At 42.6% G+C, this 24870-nt stretch carries 23 protein-coding genes; 6 read left to right on the forward strand and 17 right to left on the reverse strand.

Going from position 1 to position 24870, the window contains the following annotated elements; all coding sequences use genetic code 11:
* Positions 1-128 precede the first annotated feature (128 nt).
* Positions 129-2366 (reverse strand): DNA helicase PcrA, encoded by a 2238-nt coding sequence (pcrA, locus tag PGQ33_RS14600; RefSeq protein ID WP_270205971.1) that lies wholly within the window; start codon positions 2364-2366, stop codon positions 129-131.
* A gap of 257 nt (positions 2367-2623) precedes the next feature.
* Between pcrA and PGQ33_RS14605 the strand changes: the two genes are divergently transcribed.
* Positions 2624-2932, forward strand: a complete 309-nt coding sequence (locus PGQ33_RS14605) for a YerC/YecD family TrpR-related protein (protein WP_022220320.1) — start codon at positions 2624-2626, stop codon at positions 2930-2932.
* A gap of 124 nt (positions 2933-3056) precedes the next feature.
* Here the strand turns inward: PGQ33_RS14605 and PGQ33_RS14610 are convergent, their stop codons facing one another.
* Complete coding sequence (locus PGQ33_RS14610) at positions 3057-3659, reverse strand: DUF1836 domain-containing protein (protein WP_055157639.1); 603 nt, start codon at positions 3657-3659, stop codon at positions 3057-3059.
* A 98-nt stretch (positions 3660-3757) separates the two neighbouring features.
* Positions 3758-4507: a phosphatase gene (locus tag PGQ33_RS14615; RefSeq protein ID WP_270205972.1), complete on the reverse strand. Its 750-nt coding sequence runs from the start codon at positions 4505-4507 to the stop codon at positions 3758-3760.
* Positions 4508-4708: 201 nt separating this feature from the next.
* On the opposite strand from PGQ33_RS14615, the gene PGQ33_RS14620 reads away from it, so the two are divergent.
* A complete protein-coding gene (locus PGQ33_RS14620) occupies positions 4709-6499 on the forward strand; it encodes a glycoside hydrolase family 2 protein (RefSeq protein ID WP_270205973.1) in 1791 nt (596 codons plus the stop codon).
* A gap of 606 nt (positions 6500-7105) precedes the next feature.
* On the opposite strand, the gene glgB is transcribed toward PGQ33_RS14620, so the two are convergent.
* From glgB to PGQ33_RS14650, 6 genes are all read right to left on the reverse strand, one after another.
* Positions 7106-8890: a 1,4-alpha-glucan branching protein GlgB gene (gene glgB / locus PGQ33_RS14625; protein WP_270205974.1), complete on the reverse strand. Its 1785-nt coding sequence runs from the start codon at positions 8888-8890 to the stop codon at positions 7106-7108.
* A gap of 19 nt (positions 8891-8909) precedes the next feature.
* Positions 8910-10505 (reverse strand): ABC1 kinase family protein, encoded by a 1596-nt coding sequence (locus PGQ33_RS14630; RefSeq protein ID WP_022220317.1) that lies wholly within the window; start codon positions 10503-10505, stop codon positions 8910-8912.
* Positions 10498-10941 (reverse strand): phasin family protein, encoded by a 444-nt coding sequence (locus PGQ33_RS14635; RefSeq protein WP_117835828.1) that lies wholly within the window; start codon positions 10939-10941, stop codon positions 10498-10500. The genes PGQ33_RS14630 and PGQ33_RS14635 overlap by 8 nt, the downstream gene beginning before the upstream one ends.
* 33 nt (positions 10942-10974) lie before the next feature.
* Positions 10975-11352, reverse strand: a complete 378-nt coding sequence (locus PGQ33_RS14640; protein ID WP_055262271.1) for a diacylglycerol kinase family protein — start codon at positions 11350-11352, stop codon at positions 10975-10977.
* 167 nt (positions 11353-11519) lie between these two features.
* Positions 11520-11777: a hypothetical protein gene (locus tag PGQ33_RS14645; RefSeq protein WP_270205975.1), complete on the reverse strand. Its 258-nt coding sequence runs from the start codon at positions 11775-11777 to the stop codon at positions 11520-11522.
* A 97-nt stretch (positions 11778-11874) separates the two neighbouring features.
* Positions 11875-13215 (reverse strand): MATE family efflux transporter, encoded by a 1341-nt coding sequence (locus PGQ33_RS14650; RefSeq protein ID WP_270205976.1) that lies wholly within the window; start codon positions 13213-13215, stop codon positions 11875-11877.
* A gap of 302 nt (positions 13216-13517) precedes the next feature.
* On the opposite strand from PGQ33_RS14650, the gene PGQ33_RS14655 reads away from it, so the two are divergent.
* Complete coding sequence (locus tag PGQ33_RS14655; RefSeq protein ID WP_270205977.1) at positions 13518-13727, forward strand: hypothetical protein; 210 nt, start codon at positions 13518-13520, stop codon at positions 13725-13727.
* Positions 13728-14096: 369 nt separating this feature from the next.
* Here the strand turns inward: PGQ33_RS14655 and PGQ33_RS14660 are convergent, their stop codons facing one another.
* The 5 genes from PGQ33_RS14660 to PGQ33_RS14680 all read right to left on the reverse strand — a co-directional run bounded on the left by PGQ33_RS14660 (position 14097) and on the right by PGQ33_RS14680 (position 17130).
* Entirely contained in the window at positions 14097-14357 is a 261-nt protein-coding gene (locus tag PGQ33_RS14660; protein ID WP_008369481.1) for a hypothetical protein, read from the reverse strand.
* A gap of 128 nt (positions 14358-14485) precedes the next feature.
* Complete coding sequence (locus PGQ33_RS14665; RefSeq protein ID WP_270205978.1) at positions 14486-15442, reverse strand: ketopantoate reductase family protein; 957 nt, start codon at positions 15440-15442, stop codon at positions 14486-14488.
* A gap of 175 nt (positions 15443-15617) precedes the next feature.
* Positions 15618-15986: a VOC family protein gene (locus PGQ33_RS14670; protein WP_270205979.1), complete on the reverse strand. Its 369-nt coding sequence runs from the start codon at positions 15984-15986 to the stop codon at positions 15618-15620.
* A gap of 203 nt (positions 15987-16189) precedes the next feature.
* Positions 16190-16738 carry an alpha/beta family hydrolase gene (locus PGQ33_RS14675; protein ID WP_270205980.1) on the reverse strand — a complete coding sequence of 183 codons (549 nt, stop codon included), beginning with the start codon at positions 16736-16738 and terminating at the stop codon, positions 16190-16192.
* Positions 16739-16752: 14 nt separating this feature from the next.
* Positions 16753-17130, reverse strand: a complete 378-nt coding sequence (locus PGQ33_RS14680; RefSeq protein WP_117558887.1) for an SdpI family protein — start codon at positions 17128-17130, stop codon at positions 16753-16755.
* 141 nt (positions 17131-17271) lie between these two features.
* Between PGQ33_RS14680 and PGQ33_RS14685 the strand changes: the two genes are divergently transcribed.
* From PGQ33_RS14685 to PGQ33_RS14695, 3 genes are all read left to right on the forward strand, one after another.
* A complete protein-coding gene (locus PGQ33_RS14685) occupies positions 17272-18573 on the forward strand; it encodes a transposase (protein WP_270205981.1) in 1302 nt (433 codons plus the stop codon).
* A gap of 251 nt (positions 18574-18824) precedes the next feature.
* Positions 18825-19199, forward strand: coding sequence for a hypothetical protein (locus tag PGQ33_RS14690; RefSeq protein WP_270205982.1), 375 nt, complete (start codon positions 18825-18827; stop codon positions 19197-19199).
* A gap of 26 nt (positions 19200-19225) precedes the next feature.
* Entirely contained in the window at positions 19226-20287 is a 1062-nt protein-coding gene (locus PGQ33_RS14695) for an ABC transporter substrate-binding protein (RefSeq protein ID WP_270205983.1), read from the forward strand.
* Between the two features lie 78 nt (positions 20288-20365).
* Here PGQ33_RS14695 and PGQ33_RS14700 read toward each other — a convergent pair whose 3' ends face one another.
* The 3 genes from PGQ33_RS14700 to PGQ33_RS14710 all read right to left on the reverse strand — a co-directional run bounded on the left by PGQ33_RS14700 (position 20366) and on the right by PGQ33_RS14710 (position 24616).
* A complete protein-coding gene (locus PGQ33_RS14700; protein ID WP_055249301.1) occupies positions 20366-21070 on the reverse strand; it encodes a DUF975 family protein in 705 nt (234 codons plus the stop codon).
* Between the two features lie 79 nt (positions 21071-21149).
* Complete coding sequence (locus tag PGQ33_RS14705) at positions 21150-22973, reverse strand: ABC-F family ATP-binding cassette domain-containing protein (RefSeq protein WP_270205984.1); 1824 nt, start codon at positions 22971-22973, stop codon at positions 21150-21152.
* A 260-nt stretch (positions 22974-23233) separates the two neighbouring features.
* Positions 23234-24616: an NCS2 family permease gene (locus tag PGQ33_RS14710; protein WP_270205985.1), complete on the reverse strand. Its 1383-nt coding sequence runs from the start codon at positions 24614-24616 to the stop codon at positions 23234-23236.
* Positions 24617-24870: the final 254 nt, after the last annotated feature.

Below are 24870 nucleotides of genomic sequence, written 5' to 3' on the forward strand. Positions count from 1 at the left end.
CTGCCGTCACTCTCTGCTTCGGCTCACTCATTGTTTATAACTAGTATACCACAAATCCATGCATAATTTCCACCATATTGCACAGATTTTACGAAAAAGAATGTGTTTCTTAGGCACATAGTGCAATTTTAGTCAATTTTCTGCAGTTTTGCAAATATGGCAAACATCTTCTTCGTGCCCGCCGTATCAAAGTCCACAGTCACTTCATAGTCTCGTCCGCCTTCTGTGATCTGTGTCACCAGACCTTCCCCAAACTTAATATGACGCACTCTGTCCCCCACATCATATCCCGGACCTTTTCCCTTGGTCACAGTAAACTGCTGTGCAGGCTTTGTCGCTGCGAACGCTTTTGTCGCAAATGCCTGCTTTGCCTGACGGTAAGCGGATACCTTTGGTTCCTCCTCTGTCTGCTCCTTTTTGAACAGGGCACCGGTAGAAAGCAGACTCAGCGGAATCTCTTTTAAGAATCTGGACATCTTATTATACTGTGTCTCACCGTGTACCATCCGTCGTCTTGCACAGGTCAGCGTCAGATTCTCCTTTGCACGGGTAATTCCCACATAGCAGAGTCTTCTCTCTTCTTCCAGCTCTGCCGGATCATCTGCCGTGATCGTCATATAGCTTGGGAAAATCCCATCTTCCAGGCCGGCGAGATAGACGTGTGGAAATTCCAGGCCTTTCGCACTATGTAAAGTCATCAGCACCACATAGTCCGTCTCCTCATCAAGACTGTCGATATCTGCAACCAATGCCACTTGCTCTAAAAAACCGGAAAGTGTCGATTTTTCATCTTCTGCTTCACAGGACTCCTCGTATGCAACAATTTTATTCCGGAGCTCTTCAATATTTTCCAGACGGCTTTCTGCTTCTTCATCAGAATCTGCCTGCAGTTCTTCTACATATCCAGTTGCATCGATAATCTCATCCATCAATTCCGCTACACTCATGCGTTCGCCTTCGGCTTTAAAATGCTCAATCAGGGCTGCAAAGGATTCGATTTTACCAAGCGCACGTCCGATTCCCGGAACCGATCCTGCAGCCAGGATTGCTTCATAGAAACTGATCTCCCGTTCCGTTGCATAATCCTGCACCCTTCCGATAGTTGTCAGTCCGATCCCCCTCTTCGGTACATTGATGATCCTCCGTACTGCCAGATCATCTTTTCCATTATCTACTGTTTTTAAATATGCCAGCAGATCCTTTATTTCGCGTCTTGCATAGAAGTTTACTCCACCAACGATCTTATACGGAACATTGGATACCACCATCTTTTCCTCGAATATACGTGACTGCGCATTGGTTCTGTATAAAATAGCGAAATCCTTATATTCTCTTTTTCCACTGTTCACCTTGTCTTTGATGTCACTGACAATATAATCCGCCTCATCGTAAGCAGAATCAAACTGACGGAACTGAATCTTCTCCCCCTCACCATTCTCGGTCCAGAGCGACTTCTCTTTTCGTCCTGTATTGTGACGGATCACTTCATTTGCGGCGTTCAGGATTGTGGATGTGGAACGGTAATTCTGTTCTAGCTTGATCACTTTCGCATTCGGATATTCTTTTTCAAAATTCAAGATATTCATGATGTTCGCACCCCTGAATTTGTAGATCGACTGGTCGTCATCACCAACTACACACAGATTCTGATACTTACCGGCAAGAAGGCTTACCAGCTTAAACTGTACCGTATTCGTATCCTGATACTCATCCACCATGATATAACGGAATCTTTCCTGATAATACTCCAGCACGTCCGGCTGTGTCTGAAGAAGCTGTACCGTCTTTAAAAGCAGATCGTCAAAATCGAGTGCATTGTTAGCTTTCAGCTGCTTTTCATACTCGGTATAAACCTGTGCAATCTTCTTTTTCGCCCAATCCCCTTCCGCACGAAGTGTCATCTCTTCCGGTGTGACAAGCTCATCTTTTGCAGAAGAAATCGCACTAAGAAGCGACCGTTCCTTAAACATTTTCGTATCAATCTGCAAATATTTACACACATCCTTGATCAGTGTCTTCTGATCATCTGCATCATAAATCGTAAAATTTGTATCATACCCAAGCCGGTCAATATATCTGCGCAGGATCCGCACACACATTGAATGGAAGGTGCTCACCCAGATACTCTCCGAACCGAATCCAACAATCTGATCCACTCTCTCACGCATCTCCCCGGCTGCCTTGTTCGTAAATGTGATCGCCAAGATATTCCATGGGTTCACACCTATCTGATCGATCAGCCAGGCAATCCTGTGTGTAAGGACACGTGTCTTACCGGATCCTGCTCCGGCAAGGATCAGAAGCGGGCCCTCTGTATAGAAAACGGCCTCCTGCTGTCTGTTATTTAATGTATCATAAATACTCATATTTTTATTCCTCTTTCTTCTCCTCTCTCGAGGCTCTATTGCATCATTATATTATAAAAAAAGTGGGGTGTCAAAGAATCTCTCGTCCCTATTTTTCGTCGTAAAAATAGAAAAATCCAGCTCCTTTTTTCTTATCTGTAAAATTTTGCAAAATATCTGGACTTTAAAATTTTAATGTGCTAATATGTCATTGTATGAATGAATGGGGCAGTTTATGTCACACTCTTATTGATTATTTGTCATGGAGGGATAATATAATGAGTAGAAAAATCAGAACAGAAGCGGTCGATTCTTTATTTGATGCCGTTCTCAGTCTGAAAAGCAGAGAAGAATGCTACACATTCTTTGAAGATGTCTGCACGATCAATGAGCTTTTATCGCTTTCACAGCGTTTTGAAGTAGCTAAGATGCTACGTGATCAGAAAACATACCTGGAGATTGCAGAAAAGACTGGTGCTTCCACAGCAACAATCAGCCGCGTAAACCGCTCTCTTAATTATGGTAATGATGGATACGATATGGTATTTGAGAGACTTCAGGCAGGGGCTGAAGAATCCGAATCTTAATTTTACAGACACCGGCAGGAGTTGATAGTAACAGCTATTGCCAAACACATAATAGCAAAAAGGAACGAATTTCAAAATCTGAAATCCGTTCCTTTTTTTATTCTTCTTAAAAAAGCTAACGCTTTTATTTTTTCTTATCCGGCTTTGGAAGTTCGTCCACCATTTTTTCAATCAGTTGCTTTTTCACATACACATCAAAACTGAGATTACAGATAAAGGCAAACTTCTGAAGCTGTTCTCTTTCTTCATCATCCACACATACAAAAGAATGCTCAGCAGTCTCATACGCCTTACGAATACTATCCTGCAACTCTCCGATCCTGCTTTTTTCCATCTTACAGACTTCTTCATAGATACTTTCCATGTCAAATTCCGAATCCACAGCAAAATATTTGTCTGTCAGTGGCTTTAACAAAATCTCAATATCTTTGATTGAGAGCAAGTTCTTAAAATAATAGACAAAAATTAAAACCAGAAGGTGCTCTTTGGAATACTTTTTCTTGTTCGGAGGTGGAAGCAGATTGTTTTTCGCATAATTATTGATCATCGTTTTCGTCAGGATCTTATCATCCTCATAACGCTTCGTCGAACTGAGCTGTTCCTCCATAAAAGTTGTTACCTGATCCATATATAAATCTATATTCGGAATATCTACCGGATGAATATAATCAATTCTGCCGACACTTTCCAGGATACTGTTTAATAAATCTTCCGTATTTATCGTCATTCTTTTTCACCTCAATATAGATATTATATAGTATTAAAAACTAGATATCAAGTCTTTTCTCTATCTTTCATCCAGGCTTTTTTAACGTAAATGACGTATTAACAATTCACTTTTTTCTGTTTCCACATATTCCGTTTATACTGAATACATGATTTCAGAAACTCTGCAGAAGTATTAACGATCAGTTCTTCCGGAAAATGACTCTCCTCGATCACCGGAAGCGCATAACTGTAATCTGCAAGATCTACATCCATATGTGCGTCGCTTCCCATCGTAACCGGAACTTCGTATTTCTTACAGTATTCCAGCATTTTTAAATCATTTTTCCTGGTATCCACGCGGAATCCGCCAGGTCTTAACGAACCGTTATTTACCTCCAGAACGGTTCCTGTCTCTTTTGCTTTTTTGGCCAGCTGTTCATAATCCACCGGATATCTTCCGTCATCCGGATGTCCAATAATGTGAATCAGCGGATTCTCCATTGCCGCAAGGTATGCCGCCGTGATTGCCTCTTCCGTCCGCTCGCCTTTATAACAAGGTCCATGAATACTTGCAATTGCAATATCCATCTGACAAAGTGTGCTCTCCGGAAGGTCAACCTCTCCCTTTTCATTCATAATATTCAGTTCCACACCCATGAACAGTCTCACGCCGTACATTTCACGCGGTACGATATGCAGATTCTGGAAATAGAACTCATGACAGGTTCCCGGCATCTGCGGTGCATGTTCAGTCAGTGCAAATGCCTCCAGTCCTTTCTCTTTCGCCATCTGTGCCATCTCACGTATCGTATTGTATGCATGTCCGCTGACGATGGTATGTGCATGTGTATCTAAAACTATTTTCATCGGTCTTTCCTCCTGCCTGCTCTTTGTCTGTGTTCTCACAGCTCATCTTTTCTTATATTCTTATGATAAACTGATTCTTTCTTTTTTACAATCCGTTTTTCCCCACTGTTTTCATTTCTAAAATTTCTATAAAATGTGCGGTGTTTTTGTTGTCACATGGTACAATAGACTATAAGAATATTTAACGAAAGAGGTTTTTTTATGAATCTTTTAGCAGCACTTGCAAGTGTACGGATCTTTCCCAGAAAAGCTTCCCATCAGACACTGACTACCCGTTGGGGAAAAGCTCTTGATCCGCAGCACATACTGGAAGAATATCCACGTCCGCAAATGATCCGCGATCAATATATCAACCTGAATGGAGAATGGAATTACACAGTTCTTTCAAAAAAAAATACCATAACCAAAGAAGGAACTCTTCTCGTTCCTTTTTCTCCGGAAGCCCCTCTTTCCGGTGCCGGTTTCCAGTTAAAGCCGCACGAAAAAATGCTCTGTGAGCGCCTGCTGTCGGTCAAGTGCCTTCCTTCCGACGGATCCCGGTGCATCTTGCATTTTGGTGCAGTCGATCAGTATGCGAAAGTTCTGGTAAATGGAAAAGTAGTTGTCTCACATATCGGCGGATATCTTCCATTTTCTGCTGATATCACAGATGCTCTGCAGGTGGGTTGCAACACTCTGACTGTACACATTGAAGACCGTTCCGACACTTCTTATCACAGTGTTGGAAAACAGAAATTAAAGCGTGGCGGAATGTTCTACACCGCCCAGAGTGGAATCTGGCAGACAGTATGGATGGAATGGGTTCCGGCTGTCTATGTCAAAAAACTGGAACTCACCCCTTTATATGAAAAAGAGACGGTACACGTATCCCTTCTTTTAAATCATCCGATTTCCGGATGCAGCGATGCCGAAGCGGTTGTCTGTCACGTCAGAGACATGGACGGTCGCCTGATTTCCAAAGGGATCTGCACCAATCAGTCTGACTCTCTTTGCTGTTACTCCTGCTACTGTGACGTCAACAATATGCATCCCTGGAATCCTGATGATCCTTATCTTTATACAATTGAGATACAGGCAGGCGAAGATAAAGTCACCGGCTATTTTGCAATGCGTACCTTTACCATCGAACCGGATAAAAAAGGACTTCCCCGCTTCTGCCTGAACCATGAACCACTTTTTCTGAATGGAGTCCTGGATCAGGGATACTGGCCGGACGGGCTTTACACTGCACCATCTGATGAAGCGCTGATCTATGATATCCAAACCATGAAAAATCTCGGCTTCAACATGATCCGTAAACATGTAAAAGTCGAGACTGCAAGATGGTATTATCATTGCGACCGCCTTGGAATGATCGTCTGGCAGGACATGGTAAACGGTGGCACCTACAATGCTCCGTTCATGACCTGGCTGCCTGCACTCTTTCCAAAATTCAAGCTTCACACCAGTGACCGGATTCATCCTCTCTTCGGCAGGAAAAATGTACATGGCAGAGAAGAATTCATCCGTGAATGCAAAGAAACTGTCACTGCCCTAAAAGCATTCCCATGCATCAGCACCTGGGTAATCTTCAATGAAGGCTGGGGACAGTTTGATTCAAAAAAGCTCACTGCCTTATTCCGCGAACTGGATGACACCCGGCTCATCGATTCCGCCAGCGGATGGTTTGACAGACGGCAGGGAGATTTCAAAAGTGAACATAACTACTTTGCAAAGCAGTTCGTAACTCCATCTGACCGCGCTTTCGTCATTTCCGAATACGGAGGCTACACCTGCCATGTCAAAGGACATACCTGCTCCGGCAAGACATACGGATATAAAATCTGCTCTTCACAGGAAGAATTCCAGGCAGCCTATCATAAACTTATATCTGAAGAAATCGACCCACTCAAAGAACAGGGATTGTGCGGAGCAGTATATACACAACTCTCCGACATCGAAGATGAAATAAACGGGCTGATGACTTACGACAGGGAGGTTTGTAAGTTGTAGGTGGTTGACAAAGTTACGCATCCATGGATTCGGATTCACCCCCGCTCGCGCTTAGTCCGCAAACGTAGCGGATACTAAGTTCGATGATGTCTGACGACATCCTCTCACTAAGTACCGACGTTTCCGATGGGGTTCATTCCGAATGCATGGGTGCTTGCGTTTGTCGCTCCAGTACAAGTTGTGCGGAGGCGCTTCGCTGCCGCACTGGGAAAATACTATTTTAATTTCAGTGGGATAGGTTGCTCAGGAACGTAAACTTTATACCTTATCAATATACCTTCAGTACTTCTGCAAATCCATTGCCACCACTTCCCGTCAGACACCACATCCAGGCGATGCGCAGCGGATGCCGTGCCCCCTGGTATTAGTTTTTTGTGCGCTTAGTATGGTGCCGTCTTCCCCCCTTCGCCGATGCGGTTCTGGTATCATAGCACAGCCCGGGGCAGAACGATAATTCTGCTGGCGGGTCCTCAAAAAACGCCGGCACTTAGTGAGGGGATAACGCTTGCGGTATCACCGAACTTAGTACCGCGGCGTTTTTTGCGGAGCGAAAGCGCGCCCGAAAGCAGAAATATCGTTCTGCCCCGGGCGTCCCTTTCCCATCACCTAACTCATCAGCAAAATCCCCGAAAACGGCGGCAGGTCCAGCGTCACATGCGTCCCTTTTTTTGCTTTTGCCGGCAATGTCTTTTTCTTTTTTGTATTTCCTCCATATTCATCCCAGTCCGTATCCAGTATCACACTGAGTTTTCCTTCTTCTTCGGTATCCAGTTCGTAATCTTCCTGTTCTTCGTCTGAGAAGTTAAATATCGCGATAAAGTTCTTATTTTTTCCTTTTCTTTTGATCGCATAGATACAGCGCTCTTCCTGATGGCAGTCCAGCCATTTGAAATTCTCCGGATCATAATCATGCCAGAATGCATCATTTTCCTGACCGATACGGTTCAGTTCGATCATATAACGGTGAAATGCATCATGGAGCGGATATTTTAGGATATCCCAGTCCTGCTCGCGGCTTTCATCCCACTCGCGAAGCTGACCGAATTCATTTCCCATGAAATTCAGCTTCTTACCAGGATGCGCCATCATATACAGATACATAGCTCTTGCCTGCGGGAACTTATCCTCATATTCTCCGTTCATCTTCTGGAGAATCGTTGCCTTTCCATGTACCACTTCGTCATGACAGTATTCCAGCAAAAAATGCTCATTATAATAATACATCATCGAGAATGTCAGCTTATGATAATCTCTGCTTCTGTATTCTGGTGCACTCTGGAAATATTCCAGTGTATCGTGCATGAAGCCAAGATCCCACTTGTAATCAAAACCAAGTCCTCCCTGGTCAACCGGTTTGGTAACACCTGGAAAATTGGTGGAATCTTCTGCGATCAGCATGGCTGTCGGATGAAGGGACTTTAGTCCCTGGTTCATCACCTTCAGAAAATCCAGTGTCGTTCCGTTAACACCCCTGGCCTCGTCACCCTGCCAGTAGATCAGACGGCTGACTGCATCCATACGGATTCCGTCAAAATGAAACTCACTCAGCCAGTAATTTGCTGCCGACTGTAAGAAACATCGTACTTCCCCTCTGGAATGCATGAAATTACAGCTTCCCCATTCGCTTTCACCTACTGCCGCATTTGGATATTCATACAGACAGGTTCCGTCAAATTCTTTCAAGCCATAATAATCGACTGCAAAATGTACCGGAACAAAATCCATGATCACACCAATTCCTGCCTGGTGACACTCATCCACAAATTTTTTCAGCTCATCCGGTGTTCCATAACGTGCGGTCGGCGCAAAAAATCCGGTATTCTGATATCCCCAGGATCCGTCAAAAGGATGCTCGGAAAGTGGCATCATCTCAATATGAGTATAATGATTCTTTTTTACATAAGGAATCAGAAGCTTTGCAAGCTCAATATAAGTATACCAGTCTGTCTTCCCTTCTCCTTTTTTTCTCCAGGATCCTGCATGGATCTCGTAGATATTGACCGGACTGTCAAATCCGACTGTCCGGTTCTTCATCCATTTTTCATCCTTAAATTTATAACTATAAAGATCCGTTAAGATTGAGCAATCTCCTGGTCTTAATTCCATCTGGAAGCCATATGGATCACAGTGCTCTACCCTTCCGCCATTTGCTGTGTAAATGCAGTACTTATACAGCTGACCAGTCTTCGCCGGAATCGGCTCTGACACATATACACCGCTCTGTCCCTCCTGATACATCGGGATCTCTGTCCAGTTACTGAACTCTCCAAATACGCACACTCCTTTTGCCGATGGTGCAAACACACGGAAAATAAAATTTTCACCCTCTTTATGCGCTCCAAAATAACGATATACATCAAAAAGATGCCCTGTATAAAACTCCTTCCGCATCTCTTTTCCCCCTGTTTATTTATTTTTTTGAAAAGATATGTTTGATAAAAACATACATTACAATGGCAAATGCCATCAGATATCCAAACGCACCGATTGCCGGAATCCCCCACAACCTTGGCTGCATATTGGTTGTACAGATAATGCTGGAACTGATCAGAAGTGCCATCACCCACAGTCCCATTACAATATTCCGCACCAACCTCCTTAGCAACCCGGAAAGCTCATCCGAAGTATGAAGATCCAGATTGACTCTGGTCTGTCCTTTCATGTGACCCTGCAGGATGTCTGCTGCAAGGGAAGGAATATCCATTGCCTTGTGAAGAGAACGATACAGTCTTTTTGCATCATTCTTTATCTCTTTTTTCCACTGTTCCTTCGTCAGAAAGCTCTCCTTCATCCGTGCCGCCGCAATCTCAACCATGTTGATCTGCGGACTGATCTCGGCAAGCACACCTTCCATATTGGCGAGTCCTCTTGCAAGCATAGTAAGTCCATGAGGCATGGAAATTTTATTTTCCTTCATAACTTCCATCAGATCCTGCATAACTTCCGCAATATCGATATCACCCATATCAATCGTTCCATATTTTGCCATCAGATTATTGATATCTTCATACAGCTTGCTCTGATCCGGCTTTCCGCGGAACTCGCCAAGTGCCATCACCGCTTCCTGGATCAGACCGATGTCATTCTCTGCCACACCTTTGACTGCATTACTGATCTGTTCCCGGTCACGCTCGGTAAGTCTTCCCATCATTCCCATATCGATCCAGACAATCTTTCCATCACGGATACGCACATTGCCCGGATGCGGATCAGCATGAAAAAAACCATCCTCCATAACCTGGCGAATGTAATTATCTACAAGCTTTGTTCCAATCTCATTCAAATCATAGCCATTTGCCAGCAGATTTTCTTTATCGTTGATTGCAAATCCATCAATATATTCCATCACTAGCACATGGTTGGTCGTATATTCGCGATAGAGCCGAGGCGTTGTAACAAAAGCCACATCCTGATTGCGTTGGGCAAATTCTTCCATACTGGCTGCCTCCAGAAGGAAATTCATCTCCTGCTGGGTGACAGTCCAGAGCTCGTCCAGAACCATGTTAATATCCACCATGTCCTTGATCGTACCTGGCGGGACCAGCTTTGCCGCTTTGTGGAGCAGACTGATATCTCTGGACATTACCTTATAGATGCCCTGCCTCTGAACTTTGACGACAACATCTTCCCCAGTCTTCAGAACCGCCCGGTGGACCTGTGCGATCGATGCCGATCCCAGTGGATGCACATCAATGCTCTGGAACACTTCGTTCCACTCATAACCGTAGGACTTGCGGATCACTTCTGCTACCTGTTCAAATGGCATCGGTGTCACCTCGGAATGAAGCCGCATCAGTTCTTCACAATAGCTTTTCGGAAGAATGTCGGAATGCAGTGACATGATCTGACCAAGCTTAATATAAGTCGGCCCCAGATCCTCCAGGATCAGCCGGAGCTTTTCCGGGGTAAGTCCACCGGTAATCCCATGTTTTCTGAGGACTGCTGTCATCTCCCGCAGTCTGGAACCGTATTTATTTGACTCTTTTGGCTGGTTTTTGTTACTCATTCATGTCCTCGTTGCCAGATTCAATTGCTTCGACTTCTTTTGCTGCTTCCTCTGCCGTCTCTGTTTCAACAGTTTCAGCCGTCTCTCCTGTCTGTTCTACAACTTCTTCTACTTCTTTTGTTTCTTCTTCTGAAACTGCTGCTTCACGTTCATAAATTCTTTCTTTGAGCTGTTCAATCTGCTCCTGTGTCATCTTGTCAAGCAGCTCATCCAGTTCTTCCGGTGAAGATGTCTTAACAGAAACATTGACATTTTCTTTTACGGTCTTCTTGATATTGTGGCGAAGTTCCTGATTCAGAACTTTTCCCTGTTCTACAGCTGCTTCTCCACGTTCTGCCATCTTATCCAGAACTTCTTTTGACTTTTCTGCAGTTACTGCTACTGTACCAATCCCTGCAAGTAATACTTTCTTAACTCCATCTCCTAAGCTTCCCATAACGTCTATCTCCTTTCACAATTTCAATCTGCTTTAAAGTCCAAGGAATGTAAGCCCCTTTGGTAGAAAAATAATAATCCCGGCGATTGCTGCCATAATTGCTGCAATCAGAACCGCACCTGCTGCTGTATCTTTTGCAATCTTTGCAAGTGGCTTCCGCTCTTCCGTCACCAGATCGACCACCGCTTCTACTGCGGTATTGACCAGCTCCAGCGCCATGATAAGCCCAAAAAGTGTCAGGCAGATGCACCATTCCAGCGATGAGATCTTCAATATCACTCCGGCAATCACTACCAGAATCGCTGCCGCACAGTGAATCTTCATATTCCGCTCTTTTTTGATACAGGTACCAATCCCTTCAAATGCGTATCCAAAACTTTTATAGAGCGGATCTTTCTTCTGACTGTCCATATTTCATCACCTGCTTCTTATTATTGTCTTTATTTTACCAAATCAGCTCTATAATAACCAGTCTTTTCCGTATTTTCTTTCTATACAATCTGTAAAAATTGTAAATTTGTATTTTGTATCGAAAAAAGCGGAAATACCATTTCTGATATTTCCGCTTCTCTGTCTATTTATTTTATCTCTAATTCATCCATCGTTGTTTCCGCATTCATTGCAAAAAGTACACCTCCGAGGAATCCCGGGAAAACAATCGCATAGCCTGCAAATATGATCAGCCAGGATATTTCTTTTAACGCCACCAGACTGACAACTCCCCAAAGTGCTGCACCTATAACCCCACACAATAATGCATTCGTCAGCAGAAACCATCCTGTCATACTCTTTTTTCCATATTTTTTATTCTTCCAGAAATCCCACAGCTTTCTCATTTTACATCTTCCTTTCCAAATTCCTTATCTTTAACAGAATCTTAACAAAGGTATGTAAAATCCAAAGGATCTGCCATGTAAAATCTATGTAAGAATTTTAAATCACCTGATGCTTCAGCCACTTTCTGCTATGAAATCTCCACGAAAAAATAATCCCACGGAGTGTCCAGTCTGAAAACATTCCGATCCACACGCCCATCGCTCCGACACCAACTACCCGGATCATAAATACGCTGAGGCAAAAACGGCACAGCCACATCGTCGTGCAAGATGTGAGCATTGAAAATTTCACATCCCCGGCTGCGCGCATACCATAGCCCGGGATAAATGCCATAATCCATACCAATGGCTTTACAATCGTGATCCACATCGTCATATGGATACACATATCCGCACTTTCTTTTTCCATACCACCAAGGATCGTGATCGGTTTTGTCAGTACAAATACACTCAGACAGCTGATGATCAGAATCACTTCCGCAATCATACAAAGCTTTTTGATATAGTAAACCGCTTCATCTTTTCTGCCAGCCCCAATACACTGTCCAACAATCGTCATCAACCCAACGCCAACTCCGATTGCTGCAATTCCATTCAGATTTTCCAGAATACTCGTCATTGCCTGTGCCGCGATTGCCACTGTGCCGAGCGTTGATACGGAGGACTGAATCGCAAGCTTTCCAAGCTGGAACATACTGTTCTCTACCCCTGACGGGATACCGATACTTAGAATTCTCCGGATCATCCGGAAGTCTGGACGGATTTTCAGATAATCACGCACCACGATCGGCTGCCTGTCCTGACGCAGCTGGGCCAGAACTACAACTGCACAGAAAACACGTGAAATCAGAGTTGCAAGTGCTGCCCCTGCAACACCCATATGAAATCCCCAGATCAGCATTGCATTTCCTGCAATGTTCATCACATTGGATATCATGGAAATGAGCATCGGACCTTTCGTATTATCCTGTGCCCTGAAAATCGATGCTGCCGAATCATAAGCTGCGATAAACGGAAAGGACAGTGCCGTGTAAAAGAAATAAATTTCCGACGCACGCATGACCTCCGCCTCCACTGATCCAAAGATCAGACGCAGCATCGGCTTTTGGAAAACAAGACAAATCAGGCTGATCACAACCGAAATTTCCGTAATAATAAACAGCACCTGCCTTGCGGATTCATTTGCCCGCTTCACATTCTTCTGTCCGATATACTGTGCACAGACGATCGCACCTCCTGCCGCCAGCGCAGAAAACGCCTGGATCACCAGCACATTGATCGAATCCACCAGCGATACTGCTGAAATCGCCGCAGATCCCACATTGCTTACCATCATTGTGTCCGCTGTTCCCATGATGGAGTTCAGAAGCTGTTCCAGAACGACCGGTATCAGAAGATCTGCAATCATTTTATTTGTGAACATATGCTTTTGTTCCATTTTCTTTTAACTCCCTTTTTCCTCTGCTTCTCTCTTACTTCATTCCTGATTTCAAATAATTTCAAAAAAATCCCTTTGCTATTATGGTCTTCTTAAACTCAGAATGCAAGTATTTTTTTGCCCTGATGCGTTTAACAGACGGCTTTCTTTCTATCTCACATAGTTTTCAAATCCAAATGAGGCAGAAACCGTTTTTTTCATACATACTTTCTACCTATCAGCACATACTTATCTTATCCTGCCGGCAGTTTTTAAGATTTTCACTTTTTTCTGCCTGTGTCATATCAGATAAGGAGGTCCCCATGAAAAAAGAAAAACATTCTGATCTTTCATCCCGCAAAAAATCCAATCAGAAGATCATCGATTCCTACGATTATCTGTCTAATGCAGCATCTGCGCAGGACTGCACCGGTCTGATCCCTGTCGGTCCCACAAGCAGAGCTGAGCTGGAATCCTACGAAGAAGTCTATCATTATCGGCCGCCGAAAATTGATCCGGAGAAATGTGAGTGACTTCTATCAACCAAATAAGGAACGGTTTCGCTCTTTTTGTCCGAAACCGTTCCTTATATTTACACTGGTAACTACTACTATAACATGAAAAAGCATAGAACATCCTTTGTCTCATTTTCTCCAAAAATCATCCCGGTAAATTTCTGGTATCCTGCCTTTTTCGCCATCTCCAAAGAAACCCGCAGGCGCTCAATTTCCCGGCTGCGCAGCTTTTCAAAATGTTCGATTGTATCTTTTCCTTCATAGCAATAGCCCTTTGTTCCAACCAGGGCATATTCGCCATAAGAATAAAAATTATTCTAGAGAAATTCCAGACGTTCGGAAAACATTTCCTTCATTTGCACCAAGATAAACGGTAATCTTCATCTTCTATTCCTCATCAAAATCTACTTCAAATACGCCTTCCGGTGTCTTCATAGTCAGGATTCCAAGATTAAAATCATCATCCTGAATCGTGATATGATATTCAAACACGACATCATCATCAAATTTGGAAAGTAAAATATATTCTCCATTTTCCTTTCCTTCAATCTGATCACAAATATCATCGTATACATCCTCTCCGGAAATCAGTCTCGGATATCCGGATGATTTGATTTTCTTTTCAATTGCTTCATATAATTCGTTCATGCTTTCTCTCTCTTTCTTTTTTTCATTTTATGTTGTTCTTTTTACAAGAATCTGATCTTACATCTCGTCCCGAAATCGCACATTTTAATTTATGCTGATTTCAGCATAACATACCCGCTCTATATTTTCTACTTTGACCAGGTCAGTTCTTCCTTCCCGGTATAATCAAATTTACCATCGTTTTTCTCTTCCAGCGCCTTGATCATATGATAGGTGTATTCATTATACGGCATCGGGATTCCAAGCTCTTTTCCCATCCGAACAAGCGCGCCGGAGAACATATCGATTTCCGTGTGACATCCGGCATCCAGATCCTGCAAGGTGGAATATCTGGCTGACGGTGGGACCGCACTTCCACGTCCGGACGAGCTTTCGGTCTTGCTCATATCGATTCCTTTTGCCTGTGCGACTGCTTCCAGCTCTCTTTTTAATCCGTCACTGATTGCTTTCATGTGCACGCTGTCACGGTAACATCCAACGCCTGCTCCCAGAATCGCCTGCGGCAGATTGCTGCACACATTCAGGCAGAACTTGCACCAGATCTCTTCCTGAATATACTCTGTGGAGCGGAAATGAATCCCGGTATCTGCAAATAACTCTTCCACTGCTTTCACCCGCTCGCTGTCGAACGGCGCGGACGGTTCTCCGAAAATGATTCCAAGTGTGGTCGGTGGATCAAAATGATAACCGTCTTCCTCTTTATGTGAAGCCACTTTGATCAGTGCCGGTAACACATGCTCCATTCCCACTGTTCTGCCAATGATCTCTTCGCTGTCAACACCGTTCATCAGACTCATGATCACCGTATGCTCGCCTGTTACTTTTTGTATACTCTCCAAAGCACCTTCCAGTGAACCGTATTTCAAAGCAACCACCATCAGATCCACATCATGTGCCTCATCCGGAGTCCACACCTCCGGATGGTAAGTCTCGCCATTGATCGCACATCCGTTCTTTTTCAAACGTTCTGCTCTTTCTCCTTCAGCGATTACTCCAAGCCGGATATCTGATTTTTCAGAAAGACCCCAGATCACATAAGAGCCTACTGCTCCCGCACCTAAAACTGCAACTGATTTTATCTTCATCTTCTCTCACCTCGTAAATTTTCTATTTTTCAACCTTTCGGAGTACCCTTGCCGGATTGCCGACGATTCCCGTCTTTTTCAATAAAATTCCAAGAACCATGACAAACGCCAGAGATGCTGCACGTAAAAGTACCGCTGCCATTTTGTTGTCCTCCTGATGTATGTTATTTTCTCTTTATCCCCGCATCGGTGTCCTAACTTCAATCAGATTGCCGTCCAGATCATAAAAACGGATCACTTTCTGTCCCCAGCTGTACGTCATCAGCCTGGTGACATATTTGGTTTCCGGATACAGTTTTTCTATTTTTTCAGTAAACGCTTCAATATTCCGCTCTTCAAAATAAAGTTCACAGGAATTATTCTCCGGGACAACTTCTTTTCCCGTAACATCCTTCCAGACTTTTTCGTCCTGTAAAACAAGTCCTTCTGTCAGAATAACGTTTCCATCATTGTCCAGAATAATATCCAGACCAAACAGATCATGATAGAATTTCTTTGATTTTTCAATGTCTTTTACGACAATCAGGATATTCCTTAATCTCATCTTCTCCTCCACAACCTGATTTTTTTACTCTATCAGTTTTTTCTGATCTTCCTGGTAAAAAATAGGCTTTTCCTATTCAACTCCCCTTCCCAGTGGCACACCGCCATGGAGGATATCTTCCATCCTATGCACACGACGTTATCCGGATTGCACGGGATTTATTCGACACCTCCAGTGCAAATGGGTTCGCTTTCCTGGAATAGCTACCGCAAATACTTCTGTGTCTTTTCCATTACGTTTTTCAGGATATCAATGTTTTGTAAAATATTTTCTTTTTCCAATGAATGATTGGCATCCTCATACACATAAATCGGAACTGCCTGATTCTTTGAACATGCAATTACTTTTTTTACATCGCTCCACGGATCCGCAGTTCCAATAAATGCAATTGCATCATCATGTTCAAACATAAAAGTCTGTTCAAGCGGGGTATACAAAATCTGGCAGCATTTTATCTTATATTTCTCAGCATAAGCGGATGCAATAATGGTTCCTACGCTTTTGGAAATAAATAAAACTTCACTGTACTCGTCAAATGCGATTTCTTCAAGCTCCTTTTCTGCCTGCGCATACAAGCACTCAAATGCCTCTTGCATTTTCTTTTTATCGCCGCATATATTTTTGCCATTATAGGAATACTCCTGCATGACTGTCTTTTCATATCCATATTCCTGAACCAGTTTTCTTGCATAGTACAAAAGTGGCTTATCACAATGATAACCAATGCCTGGGAAAAATACTGCTATTTTCATGGCATCCTCCTGATTTATCTTTTATTTCCATATTTATCAAAATTTTTCCTGAGTGCAATCTCCGTCGGTATGATCGAACCCACCAGTGGAATCATCTGAAATACACACAGAATTCCCCCGACATTTCCTATGGCATCATTAGACTTTCCCATAACCAGAAGTAACACAATTAAAGATACCACCAAAAGAATAAGTCCACAGATATACCAGATCTTTCCGCAATAATGATGTGCAAATACCCAGGTGTCCTGATTCTTCATTGACATTGATGTTCTGTAACCAAACACATAATTGATCTGATCCGGTGCTTTTTTCAAAAACATTTTTCCGAAGCCGATCATTGTAAACGGAATCAGTAAATCCATTATAAGCATAAAAATCCAGAATCCCATAACCGCACCTCCATTATTTTATCTTTTTAGCCATGAGCAAAACTCCACACATTCAGTATTTATGCGGGTTTGCGAGGCATGGCAACCTCATTAATCACTTCAAATTTATAGTAACAATCAGCTCCAAATGGTATAATTAAGTTGTCAAAATCAATTCACCGAAAGGAGCTGATTGTTATCTATCGTCAAGAAATTTTGAAAGACATTCGTCTTTTCACTTCACAACCAGTTGCAAAGTTTTATGATTCTCTTTTTCTGAATCTTGATTTATCCTTTGTTCCGGAATTCCCCAAGACAGGAAGGAAAGGCTTTTCAAATCACGCTATGATTTGTTCCTTTATTGTCATGAAATGCGAAGGTTTCTCCATGATTTCCGATCTTGTCGATTATCTTCACAATAATCTTCTGATTGCGCATTTTTGTGGCTTTGATATTTCTCGTCCACTTCCTTCTTATTGGACTTTTGATCGCTTCCTGAAAAATTTCGATAACAAAGTTCTCTCTGAAATCATGAAAACTCAGGTGTTATTCCTTTCTAAAGAAGGTATTGTAGACACTTCTTTTATTGGCTTAGATTCAACCCCTGTCTCTGCAAATACTTCACAGAATAATCCGAAATCTTTTCTCTCAAATAAGTTTAACCCCGGAAATCAACCAAGGGCGGATTCGGATTGTAGACTCGGCGTCCACACTGCATCCAATCAAACGAACGAGAAAAAATATGAATTCTATTGGGGCTATAAAAATCATGTCCTTGTAGACTGTATTTCAGGTCTTCCTATTTATGAAATGACCACAACCGCGGAAGTTCATGATGCTATCGTCGCTTTAGATATCCTTGCTGCTACCCATTCCTTTCAACCAATAACGGACTGCACATTCCTTGCCGACAAAGGTTACGATGTCAAAAATATCTACAATCAGGTTAAGGATCTTTACAATGGAGAATGTATCATTCCATTAAACAAACGTAATTCCAAAAATCCGAAACTTCTTCCTCAAGGGAATCCCATTTGCGAAGCAGGGCTTGCCATGTGGAAGGATGGTAAGTTTTCCGATTGTGGTCGTACCCGTCAAAAGTTTTGTTGTCCTCTAAAATCAAGTAAAGATACCGTTTGCCCATGCCACCACAAAAATTTCTATAATGGTAAAAAGCATCGTGGCTGTACGAAATATCTCACCATTCCTGATGATTTAAGACTTTCCATTGATAGGGACAGCAAATATTTTGAAAGTAATTATTCACTCCGCACAGAATGTGAACGCTATAATTCGCGTTTTAAAAATACTGGTCAGGAGCGGATGTGGGTGAGAAATAAAGCGTCTGTTACAAACTTAAACACACTTGCCCATATCAGTTTACTGGCAGTTGCCGTTGCCGCAATCACTAGACATTCCGGTCAGTCTTATCGCAAACTAAAAACAATAAAACGAATTGCTTGATTAAAAAATTCTCATAGTCTTATGATTTCGTAAGTTTTGGACTTACGTTAGCTTTGCTATGCCATAAAATCGTAACCTCAAACTTTATGGAAACTAACTGCCACGTCCTACTTTTGAATTAATGTGTTTTGCTCATCTCTATTATCTTTTTTCAGTTTTTCTCAGATACACACACCCCAAATGTCTTATGTTTCAGTTTACTCTCTTAGGACAAATTAATCAACAAACCGTTTTCTGTTCTTGTGCATTTTGTGGTAAAAAAGAAACTGGAAATTTGTGCAAATGCTGGTGAATTCGGTTCTCTATACAAATCAATTTTTAAGGCAGGACTTGCTCTGACTCCTAATATTTCACTGATGATCATCAACCTGATATTGCAGGGCGTAGGTGATGGAAGTCAGCCACTTATGAGCAAATATTATGGTGAAAAAAGGACAAATGACTTAACCGAAGCGAAACATATGGCTTATACTTTTGCTATTATTTATCTGCCATATTACTCGGATAAATTATATGATAAAATACTTTTAGTTGCAGGTTGTTTTGAAGTTTCAAAATCTTCAGCGGAGAACGATTGGCTATCAGATAAAAACACCAATTTCACATTTTTTGCATATCTTAAATGAGAATGTTATACCACCCAGGAGGACTTATGAAAAAAAATTTTATATCCTTACTTTTTGTTTCTGCTATAACTGTCGGCCTTTTATCAGCCTGCAGCTCTGCACCTACCGATGATAATGCCACGAATCCTAAAGCTGAAACCGTCACTTCCCAAGCCAGTCATGACACCAATTCTTCTCCTGTCTCTGTGACACTGAACGAAGTCGCCCATTCTATCTTCTATGCCCCGCAATACGTTGCGATTGAAAATGGGTATTTTGCGGATGAAGGAATTAATTTGACTCTTGTTACTGGTTTTGGGGCGGATAAAGTTATGACCGCCGTCCTCTCTGGCGAGGCAGATATTGGCTTTATGGGAAGTGAATCTTCGATTTATACTTACCAGGAGGGTGCAAATGATGTCATCAAAAACTTCGCGCAGCTTACGCAGCGCGCCGGAAACTTTCTGGTCGCACGTGAAGAAATGCCGGATTTTTCATGGGATGATCTGAAAGGAAAAGACGTTCTTGGCGGAAGAAAAGGTGGCATGCCGGAAATGGTCTTTGAATACATTTTGAAAAAAAACGGAATTAATCCACAGAAGGATCTTTCTATCAACCAGAGTATTGATTTCGGTTCAACCGCTGCTGCATTTTCCGGTGGGCAGGCAGACTATACCATCGAATTTGAACCGAGCGCTACTGCCCTTGAAGCGGAAAATTCCGGTTATGTCGTTGCTTCTCTCGGCGTTGATTCCGGCTATGTCCCATACACCGCCTATAGTGCCAAAACAAGTTATCTGAATGCTAATCCGAACATCATCCAGAAATTCACCAATGCCCTGCAAAAAGGAATGGATTTCGTTCAGTCCCACACTCCGGAAGAGATTGCAAAAGTCATTGCACCACAGTTCAAGGAAACCGATCTCGCTACAATTACAACCATTGTCAGCCGTTACTACGAACAAGACACCTGGAAATCGGATCTGATCTTCAACGAAGAAAGCTTCAATCTGCTGCAGGATATTCTGGAAAACTCCGGTGAGCTGAAAGAGCGTGTTCCTTATGAAGAACTAGTTACGACTACCTTTGCGGAGAAGGCCGCCCACTAAATAAAAGCGCAGACGCTTCATTTTAAGCCAGCGTCTGCGCTCTATTCTTACATTTTAAAATTTATCCTTCTGAAACTCTTACCGGATATATCCATCCTGATAAGCCTTCTGCTTATTGAATGTGTACATCTCCGCAAAGGATGCCTGTACATACGGATTTACATAAAAAATTGCAAGAAGTCCACAGGTAACCGCACTCAGCAGATACCATCCAAGGAATGACAGATCCATGATAAATGCTTCCATTTTTTCTCCATCCATCATCTGTTTACTGATCTGGAATGCTTCTTTGTAATCCATTGCCGGATTCTCAGCAATAATATATGGTACCATCAGATATTCATAATGCTTAACGATTCCAGGTACCACCAAAAGCAGACTCCAAAGTGTAGTAAATAAATCTCTTAAAAACATGGTAAGAACAATATTAACATAATGTCCGGAACGGAAACCGTCAAGCAATGTTCCGATTCCCGGCTGTGCAGTCTGGTTCAGGATAAAGAACCGGTATCCACCCATTTTCAGGAGATTACCTACAAATACTTTTGCCACAAGGACAATCAGTATTACTACCGTTGCGATTCCTGCAAGCAATCCGGTAATCATTCCCACATTAAATAAATTTCCACTATATATATCTGAATTCTCACTTACCCGTCTTGCACTGGATTCGCCAGAGACTGTGCCAAAGATTCCCATCAGAAGCGCAACTACAACGGCTGACACATAATTCTTCTTAAATGCCATATTACCTCTCATTTTAAGTTCTGCTCTATTCCACATCATATACCTCTCCTCCTTCGACTACATTGATATGATTCTCACTACCTATACTTTATCATCTGTAAATCTGTCAATCACTTTACTGATTTTCTATCTGCTCAGCAAGATCATTCAAGTACACCCATCTGTCCATCTTTTCTTCCAGTGTTGTCTCTGTTTCTTCCTTCTCTTTCATAAGTTCGGACAACTTCACGGAATTGGTGGCATTCTTAACCATCTCCCGATCCAGCTTTTCGATCGTCTCTTCCAGCTTTGCAATATCCTCATCGATCGTCTCGTATTCCCGCTGTTCTTTATAAGAAAATCTCAGCTTTTTTTCCCGCTGCTTCCAGGTCTTTTTGCTGTCAGACTCACCGGTCTGTGCAGAAGCTACATCTGACATATTTTCTGCAATTGTCTGTCCGTCTTTCGGTTTTTCAAGCTCCACACGGATCAGATAATCAGAGTATCCACCTTCCGACTGGCGGATTTTCCCACCTCCATTAAATGCAAAAATACGACTGACAGTACGATCCAGGAAGTACCGGTCATGGGATACAATCAGAATAATACCATCAAAATGATCCAGATAATCCTCCAGGATTGTCAGCGTCTGGATATCCAGATCATTGGTTGGCTCATCCAGGATCAGTACATTTGGTGCTTCCATCAAAACACGTAGTAGATAAAGTCTCCGTTTCTCGCCTCCGGATAACTTTTCAATCCTCGACCACTGCATTGCCCCGTCAAAAAGAAATCGTTCCAGCATCTGGGACGCGGTAATCTTCCCGTCAGAAGTTGCAATGTACTCACCTGCTTCTTTTACATAATCAATGACACGCTCGGATTCATCCATATATTCATTCTCCTGCGAGAAATAGCCAATCTTGATTGTCTGTCCAATTTCAATAGTTCCGACATCCGGTTTTATGATCCCGTTGATAATCTTGAGCAGCGTCGATTTTCCACATCCATTATGTCCAATAATTCCGATTCGGTCTTTCTTCAGAAAAATATAAGAGAAATCTTCGATCAGCTTCTTTTCTCCATAAGATTTGCAGATTCCGGAAAGTTCGATTGTTTTATTCCCCATACGGGAAGCCACAGAATCCAGCATTACTCGCTTTTCTTCCTGAATATCTTTCATTTCCTGCATAGCATGAATCCGGTCAATATGCGCTTTCTGTTTGGTACTTCTCGCCCTTGCGCCGCGGTGTAGCCATTCCAGCTCCGTACGCAAAAGGCTTTTTCTCTTACGTTCTGTGGCAAGCTCCATGTTCTGACGCTCGGCTTTCAGACGCACAAACTCGGAATAATTGCCTGGATAGTTATATAATTTCCCATGATCAACTTCCACGATACGATTTACCACACGGTCCAGGAAATAACGGTCATGCGTAACCATCAGGATCGCTCCCCGGAACTGGATCAGATATTCTTCCAGCCATTCGGACATCTCATTGTCCAAATGGTTCGTCGGTTCGTCAAGGACCAGAATGTCTACCGGTGTTAAAAGTGCCCGGACAAGTGCCACCCTTTTCTTCTGTCCGCCGGACATATGCTCAATCTTTTCATCATAATCGGTAAATCCAAGCTGATTCAGCATAGACTTTGCTTCTGCCTCGATCGTCCAGCGGTTCAGCTCATCATAATTTCCTTCTGTTGCCGCGCGAAGAATTGTTGTTCCTACTTCAAATACCGGCGTCTGCGGAAGATAGCAGATCTTCACCTGATTCCCCATGCTGATCGTTCCGGCATCACTTTCTTCGATTCCGGCAACGATTTTCAGCAAAGTGGATTTACCCATTCCGTTGACTCCGATCACACCGATTTTTTCATTTTTATTGATTCCAAATCCCACATCATCCAGAAGCACACGATCCGTATAGGCTTTGGATACATGTTCCATTGTCAGTAAATTCATATATTTTCCCCTGTGATTCTCTGTTTTGTCTTTTTCCATTATAGCAATTTGTACGGGTCCTAGTCAATCCAAAGTATCTCACCCGGCACCGATTCTGACACGCAAAAGGCACAGAATCCTATCCGTTACCGGACAGTCCCTGTGCTTTCACATATCCCCATATTCTTTTTATCTTATGATGTGAGTGTCAAAAATAAATTTTGCCGCTCACTGGTGTAATCAGATTGCTCCATTGCTAAACAATTCCCGCAATCCTCATCTTATAAGAAAATATATTTCAGAATAAACAGTATTACCAATACATACATCAGTACACTGATCTTCTTTTCTTTTGCTTTTCCTGTAAGTACGTTGATTACTACATAAGAAATCACTCCCATGGAAATACCTTCTGAAATACTGTAGCAGAATGGCATTGCCGCGATACAGATAAAGCACGGAATTCCTTCGCTGTAATCACTGAAGTTAATTCCTGCCACATTGCTCAGCATATAGAAGCCGACGATGATCAGTGCCGGAGCTGTCGCAAAGGACGGAATTGCAAGAAAGATTGGTGATAAGAAAAGGGAAATTCCAAACAGGATCGCTGTTGTCAGGGATGTTAAACCTGTACGTCCTCCTTCTGTTACACCAGAAGCACTCTCTACGAATGTTGTTGTTGTAGAAGTTCCAAGTACTGCTCCAACTGTAGTTGCAACCGCATCTGCCATCAGTGCCCCTTTAATTCTCGGAAGCTTTCCGTCTTTGTCAAGCATGCCTGCCTTTGTAGATACACCGATCAAAGTTCCGAGTGTATCAAAAAGATCTACGAAAAGGAATGCAAATACTACAACAACGAATTCCAGTGAAAATACATTCTTAAAATCAAGCTTTCCAAATACCGGTGCAAGGCTTGGAATTGCAAGTCCGGAACTGAAATCCGGAAGCAGACTGTAGAATCCGATCTCCGGATTCGGTACATAAAGACCTGCTATCTGGCAGATGATTCCAAGTATCCATGTGATCAAAATACCCCAAAGGATATTTCCTTTGATGTTCTTAATCACCATGATTGCTGTAATCAGCACACCTATGATTGCAAGAAGTACAGTAATTCCAACGTTATTGAAGCTTGCTTCCACTCCATTTGCCTGATTATATGCATCTACGGAGAAGAGCTGTACCAGAGTAGATCCTCCGACAACGATATTGGCATTCTGAAGTCCAAGAAATGCAATAAATAATCCGATACCAACGCTGACTGCTGTCTTAAGACAAGCTGGAATCGCATTGAAGATCGCTTCTCTGACATTCGTCAGGGAAAGAATAATGAAAATAATACCCTCTGCAAATACTGCAGTCAGTGCAGTCTGCCATGAGTAGCCCCTACCAATTACTACAGTATAAGCAAAGTAAGCATTCAGTCCCATACCAGGTGCAAGTGCAAATGGATAATTTGCAAACGCTGCCATACACAGCGTACCGATCAATGATGCAAGTGCTGTTGCAGTAAAGACTGCCCCCTGATCCATACCCGCTGCGGAAAGAATGCTTGGATTGACTGCCAGGATATACGCCATCGTCATAAATGTCGTAATACCTGCAAGAATCTCAGTTTTGACGTCGGTGTGATTTTCTTTAAGCTTAAACACCTTTTCCAACATATTGTTTTCCTCCTACTGTTTGTCTTGGATATTCCCTCTCACTCCTTAAAATATCCTTGTACAATTTTCTTGTAGCAGAGAATATTTTAGCAAAAAAAAGAGAGAAAGTAAACACATTACTTTCTCTCTGATTTCTAACTCTTGTTCGCTATTACTGTTCATAGTAGCTGTATACCGCAACTATTTGCTCTCTCTGATCTTCTTTCTGAGCGGAAGTACCATTGCAGGGGATACGGATAATTCGTCTAATCCCA

Source organism: Coprococcus sp. AM100_B19A, assembly GCF_027662015.1.
GTDB classification, from domain to species: Bacteria; Bacillota; Clostridia; order Lachnospirales; family Lachnospiraceae; genus Allocoprococcus; species Allocoprococcus comes.

Excerpts from the sequence above, each read along its gene's own strand:
- pcrA (WP_270205971.1), bottom strand. The coding sequence starts at position 2,366 with ATGAGTATTTATGATACATTAAATAACAGACAGCAGGAGGCCGTTTTC.
- PGQ33_RS14605 (WP_022220320.1), top strand. The coding sequence starts at position 2,624 with ATGAGTAGAAAAATCAGAACAGAAGCGGTCGATTCTTTATTTGATGCC.
- PGQ33_RS14610 (WP_055157639.1), bottom strand. The coding sequence starts at position 3,659 with ATGACGATAAATACGGAAGATTTATTAAACAGTATCCTGGAAAGTGTC.
- PGQ33_RS14615 (WP_270205972.1), bottom strand. The coding sequence starts at position 4,507 with ATGAAAATAGTTTTAGATACACATGCACATACCATCGTCAGCGGACAT.
- PGQ33_RS14620 (WP_270205973.1), top strand. The coding sequence starts at position 4,709 with ATGAATCTTTTAGCAGCACTTGCAAGTGTACGGATCTTTCCCAGAAAA.
- glgB (WP_270205974.1), bottom strand. The coding sequence starts at position 8,890 with ATGCGGAAGGAGTTTTATACAGGGCATCTTTTTGATGTATATCGTTAT.
- PGQ33_RS14630 (WP_022220317.1), bottom strand. The coding sequence starts at position 10,505 with ATGAGTAACAAAAACCAGCCAAAAGAGTCAAATAAATACGGTTCCAGA.
- PGQ33_RS14635 (WP_117835828.1), bottom strand. The coding sequence starts at position 10,941 with ATGGGAAGCTTAGGAGATGGAGTTAAGAAAGTATTACTTGCAGGGATT.
- PGQ33_RS14640 (WP_055262271.1), bottom strand. The coding sequence starts at position 11,352 with ATGGACAGTCAGAAGAAAGATCCGCTCTATAAAAGTTTTGGATACGCA.
- PGQ33_RS14645 (WP_270205975.1), bottom strand. The coding sequence starts at position 11,777 with ATGAGAAAGCTGTGGGATTTCTGGAAGAATAAAAAATATGGAAAAAAG.
- PGQ33_RS14650 (WP_270205976.1), bottom strand. The coding sequence starts at position 13,215 with ATGGAACAAAAGCATATGTTCACAAATAAAATGATTGCAGATCTTCTG.
- PGQ33_RS14655 (WP_270205977.1), top strand. The coding sequence starts at position 13,518 with ATGAAAAAAGAAAAACATTCTGATCTTTCATCCCGCAAAAAATCCAAT.
- PGQ33_RS14660 (WP_008369481.1), bottom strand. The coding sequence starts at position 14,357 with ATGAACGAATTATATGAAGCAATTGAAAAGAAAATCAAATCATCCGGA.
- PGQ33_RS14665 (WP_270205978.1), bottom strand. The coding sequence starts at position 15,442 with ATGAAGATAAAATCAGTTGCAGTTTTAGGTGCGGGAGCAGTAGGCTCT.
- PGQ33_RS14670 (WP_270205979.1), bottom strand. The coding sequence starts at position 15,986 with ATGAGATTAAGGAATATCCTGATTGTCGTAAAAGACATTGAAAAATCA.
- PGQ33_RS14675 (WP_270205980.1), bottom strand. The coding sequence starts at position 16,738 with ATGAAAATAGCAGTATTTTTCCCAGGCATTGGTTATCATTGTGATAAG.
- PGQ33_RS14680 (WP_117558887.1), bottom strand. The coding sequence starts at position 17,130 with ATGGGATTCTGGATTTTTATGCTTATAATGGATTTACTGATTCCGTTT.
- PGQ33_RS14695 (WP_270205983.1), top strand. The coding sequence starts at position 19,226 with ATGAAAAAAAATTTTATATCCTTACTTTTTGTTTCTGCTATAACTGTC.
- PGQ33_RS14700 (WP_055249301.1), bottom strand. The coding sequence starts at position 21,070 with ATGTGGAATAGAGCAGAACTTAAAATGAGAGGTAATATGGCATTTAAG.
- PGQ33_RS14705 (WP_270205984.1), bottom strand. The coding sequence starts at position 22,973 with ATGAATTTACTGACAATGGAACATGTATCCAAAGCCTATACGGATCGT.
- PGQ33_RS14710 (WP_270205985.1), bottom strand. The coding sequence starts at position 24,616 with ATGTTGGAAAAGGTGTTTAAGCTTAAAGAAAATCACACCGACGTCAAA.